The 19,120-nt window shown below is 39.1% G+C and carries 15 protein-coding genes and 2 pseudogenes; all 17 read right to left on the bottom strand.

Annotation, left to right across the window (positions count from 1 at the left end; all coding sequences use genetic code 11):
- Window positions 1–42: 42 nt before the first annotated feature.
- The 17 genes and pseudogenes from B2008_RS01480 to pepT all read right to left on the bottom strand — a co-directional run bounded on the left by B2008_RS01480 (window position 43) and on the right by pepT (window position 19,047).
- A complete protein-coding gene (locus tag B2008_RS01480) occupies window positions 43–1,092 on the bottom strand; it encodes a zinc ribbon domain-containing protein (protein ID WP_281827829.1) in 1,050 nt (349 codons plus the stop codon).
- A 112-nt stretch (window positions 1,093–1,204) separates the two neighbouring features.
- Window positions 1,205–4,849, bottom strand: a complete 3,645-nt coding sequence (locus tag B2008_RS01475) for an MMPL family transporter (RefSeq protein ID WP_281827831.1) — start codon at window positions 4,847–4,849, stop codon at window positions 1,205–1,207.
- A 23-nt stretch (window positions 4,850–4,872) separates the two neighbouring features.
- Entirely contained in the window at window positions 4,873–5,433 is a 561-nt protein-coding gene (locus B2008_RS01470; RefSeq protein WP_281827833.1) for a TetR/AcrR family transcriptional regulator, read from the bottom strand.
- A gap of 135 nt (window positions 5,434–5,568) precedes the next feature.
- Complete coding sequence (locus B2008_RS01465) at window positions 5,569–6,513, bottom strand: serine hydrolase (RefSeq protein ID WP_281830181.1); 945 nt, start codon at window positions 6,511–6,513, stop codon at window positions 5,569–5,571.
- A gap of 14 nt (window positions 6,514–6,527) precedes the next feature.
- The gene (locus B2008_RS01460; RefSeq protein WP_281830182.1) at window positions 6,528–7,445 is read right to left on the bottom strand and encodes a magnesium transporter CorA family protein; all 918 of its coding nucleotides are present in this window, start codon (window positions 7,443–7,445) and stop codon (window positions 6,528–6,530) included.
- A gap of 126 nt (window positions 7,446–7,571) precedes the next feature.
- The gene (locus B2008_RS01455; protein ID WP_281830184.1) at window positions 7,572–8,867 is read right to left on the bottom strand and encodes an extracellular solute-binding protein; all 1,296 of its coding nucleotides are present in this window, start codon (window positions 8,865–8,867) and stop codon (window positions 7,572–7,574) included.
- 52 nt (window positions 8,868–8,919) lie between these two features.
- On the bottom strand, window positions 8,920–10,221 hold the full coding sequence (locus B2008_RS01450) for an MBL fold metallo-hydrolase (protein WP_281830186.1): 1,302 nt from the start codon (window positions 10,219–10,221) through the stop codon (window positions 8,920–8,922).
- Window positions 10,205–11,029 carry a carbohydrate ABC transporter permease gene (locus B2008_RS01445; RefSeq protein WP_281830187.1) on the bottom strand — a complete coding sequence of 275 codons (825 nt, stop codon included), beginning with the start codon at window positions 11,027–11,029 and terminating at the stop codon, window positions 10,205–10,207. The genes B2008_RS01450 and B2008_RS01445 overlap by 17 nt, the downstream gene beginning before the upstream one ends.
- A 3-nt stretch (window positions 11,030–11,032) precedes the next feature.
- Window positions 11,033–11,899 (bottom strand): carbohydrate ABC transporter permease, encoded by an 867-nt coding sequence (locus tag B2008_RS01440; protein ID WP_281830189.1) that lies wholly within the window; start codon window positions 11,897–11,899, stop codon window positions 11,033–11,035.
- A complete protein-coding gene (locus B2008_RS01435) occupies window positions 11,899–12,984 on the bottom strand; it encodes an ABC transporter ATP-binding protein (protein ID WP_281830191.1) in 1,086 nt (361 codons plus the stop codon). The genes B2008_RS01440 and B2008_RS01435 overlap by 1 nt, the downstream gene beginning before the upstream one ends.
- 331 nt (window positions 12,985–13,315) lie before the next feature.
- Complete coding sequence (locus B2008_RS01430; protein WP_281830193.1) at window positions 13,316–14,743, bottom strand: C69 family dipeptidase; 1,428 nt, start codon at window positions 14,741–14,743, stop codon at window positions 13,316–13,318.
- Window positions 14,744–14,788: 45 nt separating this feature from the next.
- Window positions 14,789–15,646 (bottom strand): DNA/RNA non-specific endonuclease, encoded by an 858-nt coding sequence (locus tag B2008_RS01425; protein WP_281830195.1) that lies wholly within the window; start codon window positions 15,644–15,646, stop codon window positions 14,789–14,791.
- A 9-nt stretch (window positions 15,647–15,655) separates the two neighbouring features.
- Complete coding sequence (locus B2008_RS01420) at window positions 15,656–16,612, bottom strand: exonuclease domain-containing protein (RefSeq protein ID WP_281830196.1); 957 nt, start codon at window positions 16,610–16,612, stop codon at window positions 15,656–15,658.
- 6 nt (window positions 16,613–16,618) lie between these two features.
- A complete protein-coding gene (locus B2008_RS01415; RefSeq protein ID WP_281830197.1) occupies window positions 16,619–17,434 on the bottom strand; it encodes a Sir2 family NAD-dependent protein deacetylase in 816 nt (271 codons plus the stop codon).
- A pseudogene (locus B2008_RS01410) lies at window positions 17,434–17,577 on the bottom strand (YetF domain-containing protein); the annotation flags it as partial. The gene B2008_RS01415 and the pseudogene B2008_RS01410, both read right to left, overlap by 1 nt.
- Window positions 17,576–17,776: pseudogene (locus B2008_RS01405) on the bottom strand (DUF3290 family protein); the annotation flags it as partial. The pseudogenes B2008_RS01405 and B2008_RS01410, both read right to left, overlap by 2 nt.
- Window positions 17,777–17,778: 2 nt before the next feature.
- On the bottom strand, window positions 17,779–19,047 hold the full coding sequence (gene pepT, locus B2008_RS01400) for a peptidase T (protein WP_281830198.1): 1,269 nt from the start codon (window positions 19,045–19,047) through the stop codon (window positions 17,779–17,781).
- Between the last annotated feature and the right edge of the window lie 73 nt (window positions 19,048–19,120).

Raw genomic sequence — 19,120 nt, 5'->3', positions numbered from 1 at the left:
CTTAACTTAATGACATTGGATAGTAAATCTTCAGTGCTATTTTTATAATTGCTTATTTCTATGAAATAGATTGTACAGCGACAAAACAGTTGTCATTAAACTTGAAATAATTAAAAAGTAAGTTGAAGCTCCAATTGATACAGCATATGTCAACAGCTGACTGGTTAACTGACTAAGAACGCCTGTACTTGCGCGACTGCTGCTTGACAGCCGAAAGACAATATAAGCTAAGAAGACCGTTTCAATTAGCGATAAAACAAATGCTATGGTCTGACTCTTTTTCGTATTTTTGAAAATATTATAAATAATGAAAATTGGAAATAAAATCAGCAGCAACCAGACGAGGTAAACGATTAAAGAATAAAGTGCGGTATTACCTGAGGTTAAAAGACGACCACCAAAGCTGAGCAATACTTCGGAAATTGACATTTTTTCGTCGTAAACCGAGCTAACTACTGATGCACCTGAACCAGAAAATAAAACGACCAAGCTCACGAAAGCCATCAAGATAACTGAAAGTTGGCTGTAGTTAAAATGCAGACGCTTGCGGTTTTTAACTTTTTCGACTTCGCCTTCAACTTTTGGATGATGCTCTTCAAACTTTTTATTCCGTGAACGCAGCTTTTCTCCACGATCAGCGATGGAATTAAAAGTATCTGATCCAATCTGATTGATCTTTTCAGTCAATCGTTTGTCAGCTGTATACTGATTAATCTTTGCACTGCGGTCACAGACAATGTACAGCCAAATCATGAGAGCAAAAAAGCAAATCCAGCCCAATGATACTGAAAAACTAGTGATAATCAGCAGTAAGAAACCTAGTAAAAAGACGATTGTGGCATTTGAACGAATCCAAGCGATCATCTTTTGGACTGTTGAATTCTGTTTTTGCGGTTGAAATTCCTTGCGATAGGCAGCACGACTAGTAGTTGCTTCTTCTTTTTGTTTTGCTTCTGAATCAGTCGCGTTTTTTTCCTTTATCCCTTGTTTAGTAAAAAAATCTTCACGATATTTCTTTAAATTAAAACCACATTTTGGACAAACATCATCATTAGCGGTGATTGCTTGCCCACAATTTGGACAAGTTGTCATATTGTCCCTCCTCAATTTGTTTACGTACTAAAGATTATAGCACAGGCATAAATGAAAAAGTCGTGCAACTTTAACAGTTGTACGACTTTTTCATTTATTAAAATCTTAGAGTTTATTTTGTATTTTTATCTTTATTCTTCTTACTCCAACTGAAGTTGACTCCTTCGTAAGTCAATTTAGTTGCAGCAGTCAAAGTAATTGGCATGATGAAGACTAAGATCAGTAAACCAACAATCACGGTCAAAGCAACTTCGATTAATGTTGGAATACCAGATGGAATCAAGGCTGCGAAAGTACCACCTAAGATGACGGCTGCAGAAATAACAACCGTTCCGATGATGCCACAAGCCTTTAAAATGCGTTGACTCGGTCTGTTCAAACCTTCCTGCTCTAATTGGTAACGCGTCATTAGGAAGATACTGTAGTCAACACCCAAAGCAATCAACATAATAAAGCTGAAGAATGGCGTGTTCCAAGTAAGCATGTCTCTATTCAAAATACCTTTAACAATCCATTGGTTAATTGATAATGAGCAAAGGTAAGCGATAAGCAAAGTACCCAAGATGTAAACAGGTTGAAGGAGTGAACGAGTTACGAACATCAAGGCAATTCCGATACCGATAAGCATAATAGCTGCCGTTCTGACGAAGTCTTGACTAGCAACATTCTTGGTATCTTCAATCTTAGAACTTTGACCACCCATTGCAACCGTTGCGTCATTCAAAGCAGTACCTTGAAGTGACTTCTTAGCCATAGCTGAAAGTTCTTGTGATCTCTTAGTAGCTTCAGCTGCACTTGGGTTTGAATTGAAGACAACGATCAACATTGCAGACTTCTTATCTGGACTAAGGTAAACATTAATCGACTTTTGGAACATTGCGTTCTTAATGTATTCCTTAGGAATGTAGAAGGTCTTAGCAGCTGCTGAAGATTGCAAACCTTGTAAGTAGGTTTGACCTTGACCTAAACCACTGTTGGCCTCATCAAGACCACTGGTAATTTTTGGCATGCTTGAAGCAAGCTTGCCGGCACCGGTGCTAAGCCGACCTGCACCAGTATTCAATTGTCCGATGCCAGAACTTAATTGAGCAGCACCAGATGCACCTTGTTGAAGTCCACTGTAAAGTTGACCTGCACCTGAGTTAAGACGGTTTGCACCAGGATCAATGATGCTAAGGCCGGCACTTAAAGCACTAATACCAGTGTTAAGTTGGGCAGCGCCTGAGTTAAGACGGCTTGCACCGCTGCTTAAAGTACCAAGTCCGGTGTAAAGTTGGCTTGCACCTGAGTTAAGACGACTTGCACCTGCGGCACCTTGTTGAGCAGCAGCTTGTACTTGAGACAAACCTGAACTTAATTGCGTTAAAGCAGTTGTAGCACCAGGCAATGCCTTGTTTGAAGCAGTAGCCAATGCTTGTACTTGTGTTTGCAATTGTTGGACCTGTGTCAAAATATTGCTTTGCTGCATTGAAGACATTGATGATTTCAAGCCTTGGGCAGCAGTAATTGCAGATTGAAGAGCTGACTTCAATTCACTTGATGAAGAGCTGCTTGATTGTGCTTGTACAGCTGCAGCTGCAGCTGCAGCAGTCTTGGCTACTGAAGTTTTTTCTGAAGTAGACAAGCTATTATTATTTCTTGACAATGATTGCTCAACAGCTGGTTCAATCGCTTGAGCCAATCGGTTAACCATCTGATTTGATGAAGTGGATGATGAACTGCCAGCTAGGCTTTCCAATTTGGTTAAACTGCTTTCCAAAGTTGCAGCGTTTTGTTGAGCTGATTGCAAGTTCTTAGTCAAAGCAGAAGTATCAACTGAACCGCCAAGTGCTGAATTCAATTGCTGAATACCACTGTTAATTTGTGGCAAAGCACTTTCAAGTTGAGCAATTTGAGCTTTATTTGAACTGCTTAATTGAGTTGATAATTGTGAGCTCAATTGGTTCAAACCATTGACCAGACTTTGAGTACCGCTCTTAAGTGAGCCTGCACCGCTTTGCAATCTATTAGCACCGCTTACCAAGCTGCTGGTTCCGCTTTGCAAAGCATGAGTACCACTAGATAAACGCCCAGCACCAGTAGTTAATCTGCCAACACCGCTAGCTAATTTAGCCGTACCATTTTGTAAAGTTTGAGCACCATTTTCAAGACGAACAGTACCTGACTGTAATTGATCAGCACCGTTTTGAAGTTGACCAGTGCCTGATTGCAACTGTTCTGCACCGCTTTGAAGCTTTTGCGCACCTGTAGTTGCTTTTTGACTACCCTTGCTCAACTTGTTTAAGCCGGTACGAACTTGATCAACACCATTATCAACAGTACCTAATTGATTATTTACATATAATTGTGAAATTGCTTCACCATAAGGTTCCGTTACAGAAGTTGCAAATGAAACATCCTTTGATGATTGCAATTGCCTAGTCAATTGATCAATCAGCTTTAAATTGGTTTCATTATCCAAACGGTGATTACTCTTAATGTACAAGTATGATGGTTCAGCCATCCCCTTAGAGAAGTGCTTTTGTACGACCAATAAACCTTGCTTAGCAGGAACACTGTCTGCAATTTCATCGGTATCATCATAATTCAAATGACCGTTGTACATTAACATGAATGGAATGGTAACAACTGCTAAAACAATTAAGTAAAGAATTGGGTGCTTTAAAGTTGAAGCAGAAATGCCATGCCACAACTTGTTTTCTGATTCACCAGTAAATTTAGTTACTGGCCAGAACATTCTTTTACCAAGGACAGCCATAAAGAATGGGTTCAAGGTTAAAAGAACAATTAACAAGGCAGCAACACCAACAGCAACACCAACGGCTGATTGGTAAATTGAGAATTTAGCTAAACTTAATGCAGTAAAACCAATTAAAACTGAAGAACCTGAATAAAGAATAGTCTTGCCAGCACTACGCAAAGCATCATGCATAGCTTCGTACTTGCCCATATTCTTACTCAGATTTTCTTTAAACTTGTCATACAGCAGGATGTTATAGTCCGTTCCGATACCGAACAGAACGATCACCATAAACACTTGCGTAAAGTTTGAAAATGGGAAATTGCATCTCTGAACTAAATTAGTAACAATTGAGAATGAAGTTAAGAATGATACCCCAACTGTTAATAAAGAAATCAAAGGAACAATTGGTGATCTGAAGACAATAATTAAAACAATAAAGATAAAGACAACTGTAATTGCTTCAGTCTTCTTGATTCCTTCCTGAACTGAAGTTGAGAATGCATTTTGCAAGACGTCTGCACCGGTCACATAAGTTCTAACTCCTGAGGTCTTTACGGCCTTAGTAAGTTGACTTTCAACATCCCCGATTTGGCGATCTTCGTTTCCCTTCTTCTTTGAAATATTTAATTGCATCACCCAAGTCGTGCCGTCTTTTGACTGCAGCTTCTTACGGGTAGCAATGTTTGAATCTGGAGCCAGCACATCAGTGATACCGTACTTGGATTTATTATTTTCAAGCTTAGAAACGGTCGCATTGATTGCTGCCTTATCAGTTTCAGTTAATTTGCCCTTCTTTTTGTTGAAAACAATTGCAACTTCATAGGTATTTTTCTTCTTTTTACCCCAGTTGTTTTTAATTGTTTGCGCAACTTCACTTTGAACATTGCTTGGCAAAGAAATGTTCGAGTGATCACTAGTCAACTGACTAACATTAGGAAGAGCAATAACTGAAATAAGCAAAATTAAAATCCATGCAATTAAAGAAAAGACATGATTCTTTAAAAACTTTTGCACTTTTTTTCTTCCTCCTGTATTTATTACTGCACAATAGCTACCGGTTCAACTAAACGTAGGATCATCTTATGGTAGTTCTCATTTGCCTTTTCATCGCTTTCGTTTGCAAAGAGTGTTGATTTATCTAGAAAGACATATCCCAAAACTGCTCCAACAAGAGCGTGAAAAGAAATGGTCTCATCTTTTTTCAAATTGAACTTCTCACCAAGAGCAAAAAGAGCCATAATTTCCTGCGTGATTGCATCTTCTTTGCTGTATTCATTCAAGTGATACAAAATACTTGCCAAAGATGGATCATGCAAAACAAAATTGCGCGTAACATCAGCAAATTTTAACAAAGCATCCTTGCCGGATAAACCCATTAGACTATCAACCAGCCGATGATGCAAAAGTTTAATTCTGCTAGCTCCCACTAATGAAAGCAACTGCTTTCTCCCTGAAACATAATGATAAAGCGATTGTGATCTAACGCCTAAAGCCTCGGCCAAATTAGGCATCGTTGTTTTCGACAAGCCTTTTTGACAAATCAATTCGTTAGCTTTTTCAATCACTTTATTCAAATCAAGAGTTCTTTTTTGGACCATTCTTTTTTTCCCTCTCTTACAGCATGAGAATAATATATCACTACAAAGTGAAGAATACAATCTACAACTTGTAAATTATTCAAAAAAAAAGAGATATTCACTTTATAGTAAATATCTCTCTTGCTAGATTTTTCCTTATGAACGATTCTTATTAAACCAAGTATTAACAGCCTTGCCTAGAGCCTTAAAGTTTTTCTGTGAATTGGACCACGCAGAGATGCAATAGGAATGACCTGACGTTTGAACAATCGCAGCAGCAAAGTGACTATCACCAGCACTGTAAATAGTCCCGCTAATGCCACTAGTCAGCTTGGTTCTAGAGCCATACAATCTTAATAAAACAAGCTGTGCATGACTTTGATTCAAAACTTTGCCTTGATAAAGTCCCTTCAAAACCAAATCTAAATCTTTGCTGGTCGTTTTGCCAACCGGTGGGTTAGTAAAGGTGCCGCTGATAGTTGTACTTGTAGCACCAAACTTTTTGGCAACTGCAGCGACATTCTTGCTGCCAGCCTTCCGCAATAATGCATTGCCTGCAGTCTTATTGCCTTTCATCATAGCTTGACGCAAATATGCGATACTATAGCCCATATTGGTTTGCAGAAGCTTTTCACCTTTGACGCGATCTGACTTTTTAATCTTAATCGCAGTTTTGGTACTCAACTTTCCTTTTTGTTCTTGGTAGTAAATAGTCGCCAAAATCAAAATTTTCAAGACGCCACTGGCATTATGAGCTTCAGATGTTGTAGCCAAACGAGCATAGCGTGCAGAATTGTTCAGATCCTGTACGGCTACTTGATAGGAGGCAGTGCTGCCCATTGCCTTTTTGATTGCTGAAGCCAATGAAGTTTTGCTGCCCTTTTCAACAGTAACTTTGGAAGATGCAGAAGTTTGACTGCTGCTTGAACTCGCAGTTGGCATTTTAACCTTTGGTTCTTTAGTTTGTTTCTTATTGACTTTGCTATTTTTAGGTTCAATGATATTGATTTTGGCACTATTCATTTCGCGCAAACCAGCCGAATAAAGCATAAACGCAAAAATAGTAGCCAAAAGTGCCCGGATAAATACTTTGTTTTTCATTGAAAATCCTCAACTTAGAAGAAATGATGTTTTCGCATCAAAACGATTAACCAAATCATTAACGCAATCGTAACAATGGTTACAACGACCCAATCAAAAGGATTATGGAACATTGGCAGTGAAACGTTCATCCCATAAAATCCCGTCATAATTGTTGGAATCGTCAAAACCAAAGACCACACAGTTAAGAATTTCATCGTATCGTTCAGGTTATTGTTCATCATATTGTTCGATGTAGCCGACAGCGTTTTAGTTACTTGCTGTGAAATCTGAATCATTTCTGCTGACTGATTTGATTCAATTAACACGTCGTCTAGACGTTCACGTGCGGTTTTAGTGAAATCTAATTTAGAATGATCCAAGCTGTGAAGCATGATTAAGTCAGTTTGAATGGAACTAGACAAATAAACCAAACTTTTTTCAATATTTGATAATTCAACTAAATCCTTATTGTCGATATCATCCGACAATTTTTGATCCAAACTGTTTCTTTCTGCATCCAGCTGAGTAACTGCACGCTGGAAATATTGTGATGAATAAAGCATAAAGGCTATCAATAATTCCGTAACATCATTAGCTAGCGACAAGCGCTCACGCATCTGAACATCGTTAAATTCATCAAACACGTAGCTAGTTGACTCAGTATGGAAAGTAAAAATATTTTCTCCAACTACCAAGAAAGTAATTGGGTGCGAGGTGAAGTGCTTAATTGAATTAGTTGGCCAAATTGGTACATCATAAACAAGCAAGTGGCTATGGGTATGCAAGTCATAGTCATAGTGCGGACGTTCATGCCGGTCAGAAATATAGGAGATGATGTCTGGCGTGAATTTAAAATCGTCTTGCAGCTTGTTGCTATCCTGCTCACTTAAATTGCTGATATCGTACCATTTATATTTGGTCTCTACGGGAAAATTTTGTTGCCGTATCAACACTCTCACCTCTCATTTACGCAATTAAATCTAATTTTTTATTTCAACTCTATTATTCTATCATTTTCGGAGTAAAGAAAAAACAGACCAGTTACGGTCTGTTTTTCATTAAATCGCTATTTAGTTTTATTGTTTCCAAGCAGCATCAAACTTTTGCTTACCTTCGTTAATTGCGTTATTAACATTTTGGTGCTTTTGAGCTGCAGAAAGAATAGTTTGCATAATACTGTTCAATTGAGCATAGGCTGCGTTTGAGTTCTTTTCTACAGGAACGCTGTACAAGTGCTTCATAACAGTTGAAAGCTTAGCTGGAAGCTTAAGTGAAGTGTTGGACTTGTATGCTGCAGAATTAATTACTGAGTTGTTAACTGGAATGTAGCCAGTTGCGTTAGCCCACTTAAGTTGGCTTGACTTAGATACCAAGAACTTAATGTACTTAAATGCAGCCGCCTTTTGTTCAGCAGTTGCGTGGTTGAACATGTAAATGTCTGTACCTTGTTGCATGTTGTATTTGCCTGGACGAGCAGCAACATCATAAGTAAACTTCTTGCCTACACCTTGCTTAACGAAGCCTTCACCTGCAGAAGTGCCAATAAACATGGCAACTTTTTCGTTAGCAAATGGACCTGATAAGTATTGTTCTGAACCGGCAACTCTGAAGTAGCCCTTCTTGATACCATCTGCGTAGTAGTTGATAACGCTCTTTGAAGTTGAACCACTGAAGTTGATCTTGCTTGAGAAGTCAACGCCGGCATTCTTCATACCTAAAACGTAGTAGTTGGAAAGTGAATCAAAACCAGCACCTACTACCTTGTGGTGACTCTTCTTGTAAATAGTTTCAGAAACAGATTTAAGTTCGGCCATAGTGGTTGGAACCTTCTTAATGCCGTATTTCTTAAACATGTCTTTGTTGTAAGTTAAAATTTCAATGGACTTGTTAAATGGAATACCATATTGAGTTCCTTGAATTTGAGCGCCCTTTAACAATTCGGGTCTAATGTCTGAAGCCTTAGCACTGCCCCAACCAACATTCTTGTTGTTGATGTAAGGTGTCAAGTTTACAAGCATCTTATTCTTAGCGGCATTCCAAAGCCAACCTGGGTAAGCTTGCGTAATTGTAGGCAAATTGTTTGGTGATTGCAAAGTTGAGTTGATCTTGGCTTGCAAATCGATGTAAGTACCTTGACTTTCAAGCTTAACGGTAATCTTTGGATTTTTCTTTTCGAATTCCTTAGTCAACTTTTGCAAAGTTGATTGTTGTACTCCTACCATACCATGCCAAAAAACAACTGTTGTCTTCTTGGTAATCTTTGATGGAATCTTGCTTGAGCTAGATGAGCTATTGCCATGAGAACAAGCAGCTGTTCCCATTAATGCCAAGCCGGCAGCAGCCAACACAGCAAGTTTCTTACTAAACTTCATTTGGATTAATCCTCCCAAAAAATAAAACTAAACAACAAATTTTATTGATTCACTAAAGCGTGATGCTTTGACCACGCTTAGGTAAAATCCGTTTTCCATATGGGTTCTCGACCAGCTCCGGATGCAATGTGTGCACTGGTACTAAAATAGCTGGTTGAACCTCGCTGATGATTTCTTGTAACTCCCCCTCATCTGCGTGGCCAGAACAACGCAGAGCTTTATATTCCACATTATGTTTAGCAAAATTTTCGACAAAAGGCTTGTATGCTGGGTCGAAATCACCAAGTGGCTCAGCATTAGAATGGATATACAATCCGCCTTCCATCAACTGATCAAAGTCAGCAACAGCTTGCCAAAGGAATTCGTGATCATCGTTAAGAAGATCTTGATAAGAAACTTCCGGTTCTGGATTCAGATCAGCGAACTTCGGCTCCTCTGGCAAGTAATAGTACGGAAATTCTTTGCCCAGACTCTTATGCAACAAATGAGCCCGTTTTGCATGCAAAACAACTTTCCGTGGTGAATCAGAAATGATTCTAAGCAATCTTTCAACATTGGTTGGGTAGGTGTTAAAAGTAATTTGCCGTTTTGGATTAGCTTTTTGAAAACGAACAACTTCTTGTGTCAATTCATCTTCATTGTTAATCCCGGTAAATTCCTCACTTTGCTTTTCATTCATTCTTTCAGGCCATGAACTGCCGGTTGCTTCAGTGATGAAAAGATCTGCACCCTTTGAAGCAGCTAAGAATTCATGTACCCAATCCGGATGATAGCCATGCAAACGAATATCACCAGTGAATGAAATTTTTTTATCCGGGGTTTTAACAATTAGACCGGTAGCGCCATATGCATCGTGATCGCTTGGCCAAATTTCCATTGTGATCTCGCCAACCTTAATCGGCTTTTTATATTCAGCCGCGATGATTGGACGAGTGTAGCCTTTTTCATGACCGGCTGCTGGCAAAAGAAAATCGCCTTTTTCATTTAATGCTGGCAGCAAGTGAGCCGTAATTGGGCCGGCATACAATGGAATCGTTGGTGAAAGCAGATTTAAAGCCTTGCTATGATCCAGATGCAGGTGAGAAATATAAGCTGCACTATGTTTCCAACGCTTGGTATCAATTGCTTTGCCCGTGATTTTTTCATCATAAAAATCAGGAACTTCACCAATCAATTGGTACTTAATCAAAGTCTGATAATCTTCATCGTCCATACTCAAACCGAGTTCAGGACGATATACCTCGCCTAAATCAAACAAAACGTGTGAATCATTATAGGCAACTTCAATCATTGGCCCGCCAATTGTAGTCAAACCATTATAAAAAGTAACGGTTGTTTTATCCTTTAAGGTCATTACGAACTACTCCTCGAATAATTTGTTTTCTAAAAATGAAGTAGAGAACTAAAATTGGCAAAACTGTCAAAGTAGCAGCAGCTAATTGCAATTGGGTTTCACTACCGGCATCAGAAGCGAAATTAGTTAATCCGTTGTTAAGAAGCCGCATACTGTCTTCATTAGTTACCAACAATGGCCATAGGAATGAATTCCAGCCAGAAATAAAGCTTAACAAACCAACAGTGAATAAACCACCCCGTGACATTGGGACTAAAACTTTCCAAATATATTCCCAGTCAGATGCACCGTCAATTTTGGCAGCCTTATAAATTGTTCTTGAAATAGCGCCAAAATAGCTCTGCAAGTAGTACATGTAGAAAATTGAAGTAAGGAATGGCAATACCAAACCGAGGTAAGTGTTAAGAAGGCCCATCTTTGCAACAGTATTGTAGTTGGTGAAAATTATTGCTTCACCAGGAACCATCAGCAATGACAGCAAAACGATTTGAACGAAGTTCTTGCCTTTAAAATGAAGGTTAACCATTGCAAAGGCACCTAATACCGCGTTGAACAAACTAACAATTGTCGTTACACTCGCAGTAATGAAGGTGTTTAAGAAATAGCGTGCAAATGGAGCCTGCGCAAAAACCATAGCATAGTTGCCCCATTGTGGATTTTTTGGAATGATTGTTGGCGGAATCGTTGTTGTTTCTTGGAAACTCATTAATCCACCCAAAATCATATAAATGAAAGGAAAGACAGTAATAATTGCAAAGAAAGTCAAAATCAAGTAGGCAAATAATCTGCCCCAGCGAATCTTTTTCATCTTTTACTGCCCTCCAATCTTTTTCATCATCTTGCGCTGCAAGAAAGTAATAAACAAAATGATCAAGAATAACACAACAGTGGCAGCCATCGCTACACCTGGCGTACCAACAATCTGGAATTTGTTATAGATGTAGAACACTGCAGTCGTCGCAGAGTTGCCGACGCCGGCTTGCCCATTGAACAAGGCATATACTGAAGTATAAACTTTGAAGGCTGCGATAATATTCATCGTTAATAAGAAAGCGATCGTTGGAATCAACTGCGGCATAGTAATCCGCCAAAACTTTTCGGTACCGCTTGCCCCATACATATCAGCAATCGTGTAATAGTTAGGATCAATATTTCTCAAGGCACCCATCAAGATAACAATGTTAAAAGCCAAGCTTGTCCAAACACCAAAAATAATGATCGTCGTTAATGACATTGAAGGATCATCAATCCAGTTAGGTGCAGGCAAATGCAATGCTTTCAAAACGAAGTTGAGCAAACCATAGTCACCATTGAAAATATAGCGAAAGACAATACCGATCGCAATCGTACTTGTAACATATGGCATGAAGAAAGTAGTTTCAAAGAAAGACTTTCTCTTCACCTTACTGAAAATCAACCAAGCCAGCATAATCGAGATCGCTAAAGCTACTGGTACAGAAACCAAAGCATAAATAATAGTGTTCTTGATTGCCGTCCAAAACTCGGGATCTTTGAAAATATACTGATAATTGCTAAAGCCCGTCCAATCCAAGGCAATTAACGGTCCACCTTGAAAACTCATAACAAAGGCCCGCAAAATTGGGAAAATACTAAAGCCCGTTACAAAAATAATGGTTGGAGCCAGAAAGAGCCAAGCCCGTTTTTGATTTTGCTTCATTAGTAAACACGCTCCCCTTCTGGGGTAAAGATGAAGATGCGATCAAGCCGCATTTTAAGGTTGATATTGTCTCCTGCCTTAATTGGAGTTTCCAAATCAACCAAAGAACGAGCTTGAATGCCATCATGATTGAATTTCAAAATACGTTCACGACCTATCAATTCAATATCTTGAATTGTGACCTTAACGTTTCCACTTTCAGCTGGCAAAATATTTTCAGGTCTAACTGACAAAACATATTTGCCATCTTTTAATTCATGCTTAAAACGGTCTTGTTTCAAATCACTGACTGCAATTTCAAAATCTGAGCCAGTAACTTTACCATCTTTGACTTCAACCGAGAAGTTGTCAATTACTGGATTGCCAACAAAGTTAGCAACAAAGTAATTATTTGGTTCCAAGTAGAAGTTTTGAACCAAATCATCTTGTTGAATCACGCCGTCATTGAACAGAATGATCTTATCGCCGATCGACAAAGCTTCTTCTTGATCATGTGTAACAAATAAAGTCGTAATGCCAACTTTTTTGACTAATGAACGAATTTCTTCACGAATCTTTAACCGCAGACGAGCATCCAAATTACTCAATGGTTCATCCATAAGCAAGATCTTAGGTTCTTGCACCAAGGCACGGGCAATCGCTACACGCTGCTGTTGACCACCGGAAAGCTGACCAGGTTTTTGATCCACAAGTTCATCAATCTGCGTTAAATTTATGTACTTTCTAGCAACCTTTTCAGCTTCAGCCTTAGGACGCTTATTCTTGCCGACCGTTAATGGAAACATAACGTTTTGCAAAACAGTCATATGCGGATATAGGGCATAGTTTTGGAAAACATAACCAATTTGCCGATCCTTAGGCGCGGTTTTAACTACCGACTTGCCATCGAATAAAATGTCACCGCTAGTTGGTGTAAGAAGACCGGCCAGCATATTCAAAATGGTCGTCTTTCCACAGCCGGAAGGGCCTAATAAGCAGACCAGATCGCCTTTTTTAACGGAAAAACTAACGTCCTTGATTGCTTCATGGCCGTTTTCATAAACCTTGCGTAGGTTCTTTACTTGGACAAAATTTTCATCATTCATTAGTTACACACCACAATATCTTGATAATTTTCTATAATTTCTTAATTAATTTTATGATATTCCGATCAAAATCACAAATTTATTTTCATAATGATTCGTACTTTACAGAAGTTTCTTTTTGTTTGTTTGTGAAATGTTCTGCTTTTTTAGGCTATATATTAACTATTTAGCAAAGCTGCAAGTTATTATTTACTTTTACAAGATATTGTGCCTTATTTATCGTTAAGCACAAAAAAAGATCATTGCTTTTACAATGGTCTTTTTACTTAATTTCAAAATAAATCAAAATATTTTTCCGAACGATCAATTAACAATCTTAAATAAGATTTTTTTATAAATTATCGCCACGTTCAAATTGGTACTTGGAAGAATTCAAAGCCTGACGAACCAAGGCGCTCATTAACTTTTTGGTCTTTTCCGTAATTTCAGCGGCTGTCTTTTCATTGGCGGCAGTTAAAAACTTAGTCAATTCTTCACCCTTGAGTTCTTTAGCCTTAGGGTCAGTCTCATCAATATGAGCTAAAGTACAAGCTTGGCAATCATCACGGTAGGCATTTACTTGATAAATATATTGATGGTAGCGTGGCTCAACTAATACTTGCAAAGTCTTGTACATCCAGTAAGCACTCTTATCAGGATCAACCATATGATCAGCAACCTTGTAATTGGCTGGCGTGTCGTTGATGTTGGCATAGAAAGGTACGTAAGGTGAGTAGCAGTAAAAGCCCATATTTACCCATTGAATGGCAGCCATTTCTTTTGGAACATCATTTCTGATTTGCAAGATGCTGGATTCTTGATTACGGTCCAAGGCAATTGAGCGGAACATCTTTTGCTGCTTTTCATCCCCGGATGAGAAAGTATCCATTGGATCATAAGGGGTACCGTTGTAGTGGCTGGTCAAGAACTTTTGCACGTCTTCTACGCCAATTTTCTTTTCAGGAACGCGAGTAAACGGCATTTCTTGACTGGTTGGATCTTGCTCAATGCTTGGGTTGAACAATTTTTGACCATACCAAGTACGTGGAGTGTTGTAGAAAGCATCAGTTTCGTCTTTTGTGCTAAAAATATCACGGAAGTTAAAGCCGCCATCTTGAGCAGGATTCAAATGATGCTTTTCAACAAAATCACGAATCGTTGAAGCATACATAAAGTTGTCTGGATCATCAAAATCAACATTTTGAATCACCATAATATTAGGACAAATTGCGTATGAATCATCAGGTACGCGAGCAGCCAACCATTGGTGACCTGCAGCTGTTTCAAGGTACCAAACTTCATCATGATCAGAAAAAGCGATGCCGTTGGTTTCACCAGTACCATACTTTTCGATCAATTGACCCAAACGCTTTACCCCTTCACGAGCCGTCTTAACAAATGGCAAAACCAGATAAAGCATTGAATCTTCATCAATCCCGTTTTCAACAAGAGGATCATGGCCAAGGCAGCGAGCATTGGTTGCTTCAGTTTCAGTTGAAGACATAGCAACATTATATTCATTAATGCCTTGTTCATCCCAGCGGCCTTCTGAATCATCGGCAGTTGGCGTTGCAGTATAGCGACAGCCATCGCCAATCAAATGCATCTTAAAGCCATTGTATTTGGAAACATAGTCTTCATCATAATGACGGGCCTTGTTTACAACAAAAAGCTTTTCATTAATGCCACCGTAACCGTCCTCGTCACGAGCAATCATGGTTGACCCATTGATTGAAGCATCCTTACCGACTAACATTGCCGTACAATTATCTTTTTTCATAAAACTTCCTCTTTTTTTATAAATCTTTATGTCTATTTTACTCTACTATTCCTTTACCTGCATCGACCGATCAACTTTGGCCCGGCCATTTGCATAATTGAAAACATAATCCGGCTGAACGTTGTACAGATAAACATTAAAATCTAGACTGCCATCTGTTGAAATAGCCTGTAAGTTAATGCCGCGAGCCATTAATTCATTGCCTCTGAAAATTGGCGTTGCTTGATAGATCACCTTTTTGTTTTCACGCAAAGCTTTCCTGACCTTGCTTTCAAAAATTGTCTGAATCTTTTGGTTGGAAAAGGCCGTTTGAGTAAACAAATTCTTTGGATTGTCCTGATCACCGGATTGATTATTTGGATTATAGCTACCGTTTTGATCGATTCCAGCAGAGACAGAATAGGCAATCAGGTGACCTCGATTGTATATTTGCGTGCCATTGCGACTGTTGTAGTGACAGCCCGTAGGATCAATGTACTGCCGCACGCGCAAAGAATCATTGGCAACGTTTCTTTTTTCCAGAAAACCCGTATTCGAATGCGATGTTCGATTAAGCGAATCCAAATTGGAATAAATAACCCGGTTGACTTTCCAGGCATTTTTAATCAAAGTCGAATGATCATTGTTGACCGTAATATAGGCCTTCGAACCGCTTTTAAAATTCAATTTAGCCAATTGCTGATAATCCGTCTTCGATAAACCGCCATAAGAAGTTTGAGCCTTTTGCGCATTGCTGATTTTATTGCTGGTTTTTGAACTCGTGCTCGAAGTAGTTGAAGTTAAATTAACGCCATTGGGAACACTGCCACCCTTAGTATAAATGCCCCAGATTGCAGCAACAATTACGATCAAAGCAGTGAGCAGCGAACTGTTCTTGCGTCTTCTCTTTCTGCGTCGTGCCATCTTTTGCTCCTAACTTCTTGCCCAATTATCAAGCATATTTAAGAAAAAGCTTTCTGATAAGTGCTTAATATCCGCACCTTCGTGATTCAATTCTTGAGCCTTATTCAAATCATCATTATCGCGACTAAAGAAGTCATGATCGCCGAAAATCAGGTAATTGGTTTCCATTGCTAGCCGTCCTTGAGCTTTTCCGCCCAAGTTATCAATCATCTTATTGGCATCTTCCAAATTCATCTTTAAATGATCAGTTAAAACGATCTTTTTGTTATTAACCGGATTGCGAAAACCGATCTGCCACGGAGATAGTTTTTCATCAGTTAAAGAAAAGTTTTTGATTTTCTTTTGTGCCTGTACAAGCAAATCTGGCGTGAAATGAGCGTGAAAATCATCATAGACTTTTTTCGTATCAATTGAATCATCTAATCCACGGTGCTGCTCTACCTGTGCAATTCCGGCCCGCTGCATGCAATCAATCAAGCGATTATGCCGCTCTTTAGGATAATATGCGCGCGCTAAACGCAAAACATCTACATAATTATTATTTAACTCTGGCAAGTGATATTTTTTGGCCAAATCATAAATAAAGTTCAAATCAAAATTTACGTTGTAGCCAATAATGACATCATCGCCAATGAATTGCCGAAAATCATGAATCGCTTCAGCTACTGGAATGCCTTCATTAATGATTTTCTCTTCAGTAATGCCATTTAATTTGGTAATAAATGCTGGTACGCGGTTTGATTTGTCATAAGCAACCAAATGGCTGTATTCATCGACAATTTCACCATTTCTAACTTTGATCGCACCTAATTCAGTAGCGCGATCGCGGTATGGACTCAAACCGGTTGTTTCAATATCGAGCAAGGTATAGTCCTGCAAGAAGGCGGGCGTTTCCATCCCCTTTTGGCGGAGTTTATCTTCTGCACCAGGAATATGCAAAACCCCATTTTTTACTTCAATACTCATAAAATCCTACTTTGCTAAATTCATTAATAAATCATGGCTGTTGCTATCAAAGGCAAGACTTCGCTTTTGCAAATCGTCCGGCAAATCATCTTGTCTTAAATCAGCACCAAGATAATGCCAATCACCGAATTGCTCAACCAATTTGACCATTGGATCCAGCAATTGCGGACTGGTTTCATCTACGCCTAATTCCAAAATTGCGACTTTTTTATCTTCATTGCCAGTTAAGAACCAACGCATACGCGCATTCGCATCAGTATCTGGGTAAAAATGCGCATTTAGTGGCATGTGCAATTCCATCTCGCTGTTGCAGACCTCACATTTTGGTACCAAATCTTCTGTCGCATTTTTTCCGGCAGCGATAAACTGTCTAACTACTTCGCGATCATCCTTTAATCCATGATTAATGCCGCTTGAACATTGCATTTTTGTCCAATCACCAAAAGCATTGAAGATGCGATTTTCATTAAATCCCGCATTTTCAAAAAAGTGTGCGAAAGTACTGGTGGCAATAAAATATTCCTTACCCTTAAGTAGCTTCTTTAATGCCAGCATGCTTTCACTCGGCTCATAATTCAAAGAGTAATTATTAATCAATTGACTCCAAAAAGCCCATTGCTCTGTCCAAGAAGCAAATTTTTTATCAAGTGCATCCCCAATCGTATGGACATCATACTTTTCAGCAACATCACCGTATAAGTCATCGAAGTTTTTCTCGCTTAAAATATCAAGTCCTTCTTCACGAGCCATGCCATTACCGGCAGTGACAATTACCGCATCGGCATCATTGAGCCACTTTTTTGCTTTAGTAAAATCCGTCATTATTTGCTCCCTTTCTGATGGTTAGAATAGCCAGTCAAACGAAGTTGACCACTAATATACTCGCCTAAAAAGATATCACTCACATTATTATAACCCGCCTGTTTAACTTCTTGCGTTAACCAAGATTCATCTTTATGGATTATCATATTGCGTACCGGCAAACAAGAGCAAAAAGAGCAAGGTGATAATTCCGAGATCGCGATAACGCGTGGCAAAGCGATCGCGAACATATAAAATAGCAAAAATAATCATCGCTGCGGCCGCAACCAGCATCAAAATATACAAAATAGTTTGATTGTTGTTTTGATTATTTTCAATGTATTTTAAATTATAAAAAGTTATTTTTACCTCTTAAGTGGCGTTTCATCACGATTGTCGTCCATTTCTAGATGCGTAGTTGCAATCGCTGTTAGCGTTTTTGCCAATAAAAGCATGTTCTCAACCGTGACATATTCATAGCGCCCGTGGAAATTAGCTCCGCCATTAAACAAATTTGGCGTAGGGATGCCTTTTTCACTGATAAAATCGCCATCTGTTCCACCGCGGAAAGGAAGGTGATGAACAGGCAGCCCCATCTTGGCATAGGCATGATGAACCAAATTGACCACATATGGATTATTTTTAATCAAATCGCCAGGTGAACGATATTGATCATGCATTTCGAGGTTTACACGATTTGCCCCATATTTTTCATTCAATTTCTCTGCTAAATCTTTAACCAACTTTTTCATCTTGAGATAGTGATCCGTATCGAAGTCGCGGATGATTAAATTGATCTCTGCATGATCAACATTGCCATTATTATTTAAGACTAGGATGTAGCCTTGATAGTCCTTGCTTTTTTCTGGGACAAAATCTTGCGGCAAACCATCCATAAATTCATTTGCCATCAAGGCCGCATTAACCATTAAACCGTATGCTTCTCCAGGATGAACAACGGTACCTCTGAAAGTAATTTTGGCAGCGGCGGCGTTAAAAGTTTCATAGGCAATATCGCCAGGATTGCCGTTATCAAGGGTATAAGCAAATTCAACTGGAAAACGACTTACGTCAAAGCGGGCCGCACCCATGCCGATTTCTTCATCAGGACCAAAGGCAAGCCAAATATCGCCATGCTTAACTGCAGGATTTTCATGCAAGTATTTTGCCATGCCAAGAAGGCCAGCGATTCCAGCCTTGTCATCAGCACCCAGAAGGGTATCACCGGAAGCCGTGATCAGAGTTTGCCCGATCACTTTCTTTAATGATGGAAATTCTTTGGCCGACAGAGTTACGACGTGACCCAAATTGATGTCTTTTCCGTCATAGTTTTCATGAATCTGTGGCTGAATATTTTCGGCATTAAAGTCGGCAGTATCTACGTGAGCGACGAAGCCAATTGCGGCAACTTTTTTATCGCTGTTTGCGGGAATTTTGCCGACTACATACGCATCTTTGTCTGAATAAGAAACATCTGTAAGCCCTAATTTTTTAATTTCATTTGCGAGTTCTTTAAGCAAAACCACCTGGCCAGGGGTTGTAGGTACGGCCTTGCTGTTTTCATTTGAGCGCGTGTTCATTTTGGCATATTGAATAAACTTTTCTTCAATATATTTTGCATCGTAATCTGACATTTTGTTGCCACCTTTCATTTTTAATCTTATTTTAACATACAAAAAAGCCACCAGCTTTTGTGCTAGTGACCTT

This window comes from Lactobacillus sp. UBA5813 (assembly GCF_002417895.1).
GTDB lineage: Bacteria > Bacillota > Bacilli > Lactobacillales > Lactobacillaceae > Lactobacillus > Lactobacillus amylolyticus.
The sequence above is the reverse complement of the archived record's forward strand: the minus strand, read 5'-3'. Positions and strand labels throughout refer to the sequence as shown.

Bases quoted from the DNA above. Each gene is read 5' to 3' on its own strand.
- pepT (WP_281830198.1), bottom strand. From the start codon at position 19,047: ATGTCAGATTACGATGCAAAATATATTGAAGAAAAGTTTATTCAATAT.
- B2008_RS01450 (WP_281830186.1), bottom strand. From the start codon at position 10,221: ATGACCTTAAAGGATAAAACAACCGTTACTTTTTATAATGGTTTGACT.
- B2008_RS01465 (WP_281830181.1), bottom strand. From the start codon at position 6,513: ATGAAAAACAAAGTATTTATCCGGGCACTTTTGGCTACTATTTTTGCG.
- B2008_RS01480 (WP_281827829.1), bottom strand. From the start codon at position 1,092: ATGACAACTTGTCCAAATTGTGGGCAAGCAATCACCGCTAATGATGAT.
- B2008_RS01470 (WP_281827833.1), bottom strand. From the start codon at position 5,433: ATGGTCCAAAAAAGAACTCTTGATTTGAATAAAGTGATTGAAAAAGCT.
- B2008_RS01425 (WP_281830195.1), bottom strand. From the start codon at position 15,646: ATGGCACGACGCAGAAAGAGAAGACGCAAGAACAGTTCGCTGCTCACT.
- B2008_RS01445 (WP_281830187.1), bottom strand. From the start codon at position 11,029: ATGAAAAAGATTCGCTGGGGCAGATTATTTGCCTACTTGATTTTGACT.
- B2008_RS01420 (WP_281830196.1), bottom strand. From the start codon at position 16,612: ATGAGTATTGAAGTAAAAAATGGGGTTTTGCATATTCCTGGTGCAGAA.
- B2008_RS01440 (WP_281830189.1), bottom strand. From the start codon at position 11,899: ATGAAGCAAAATCAAAAACGGGCTTGGCTCTTTCTGGCTCCAACCATT.
- B2008_RS01415 (WP_281830197.1), bottom strand. From the start codon at position 17,434: ATGACGGATTTTACTAAAGCAAAAAAGTGGCTCAATGATGCCGATGCG.
- B2008_RS01435 (WP_281830191.1), bottom strand. From the start codon at position 12,984: ATGAATGATGAAAATTTTGTCCAAGTAAAGAACCTACGCAAGGTTTAT.
- B2008_RS01430 (WP_281830193.1), bottom strand. From the start codon at position 14,743: ATGAAAAAAGATAATTGTACGGCAATGTTAGTCGGTAAGGATGCTTCA.
- B2008_RS01455 (WP_281830184.1), bottom strand. From the start codon at position 8,867: ATGAAGTTTAGTAAGAAACTTGCTGTGTTGGCTGCTGCCGGCTTGGCA.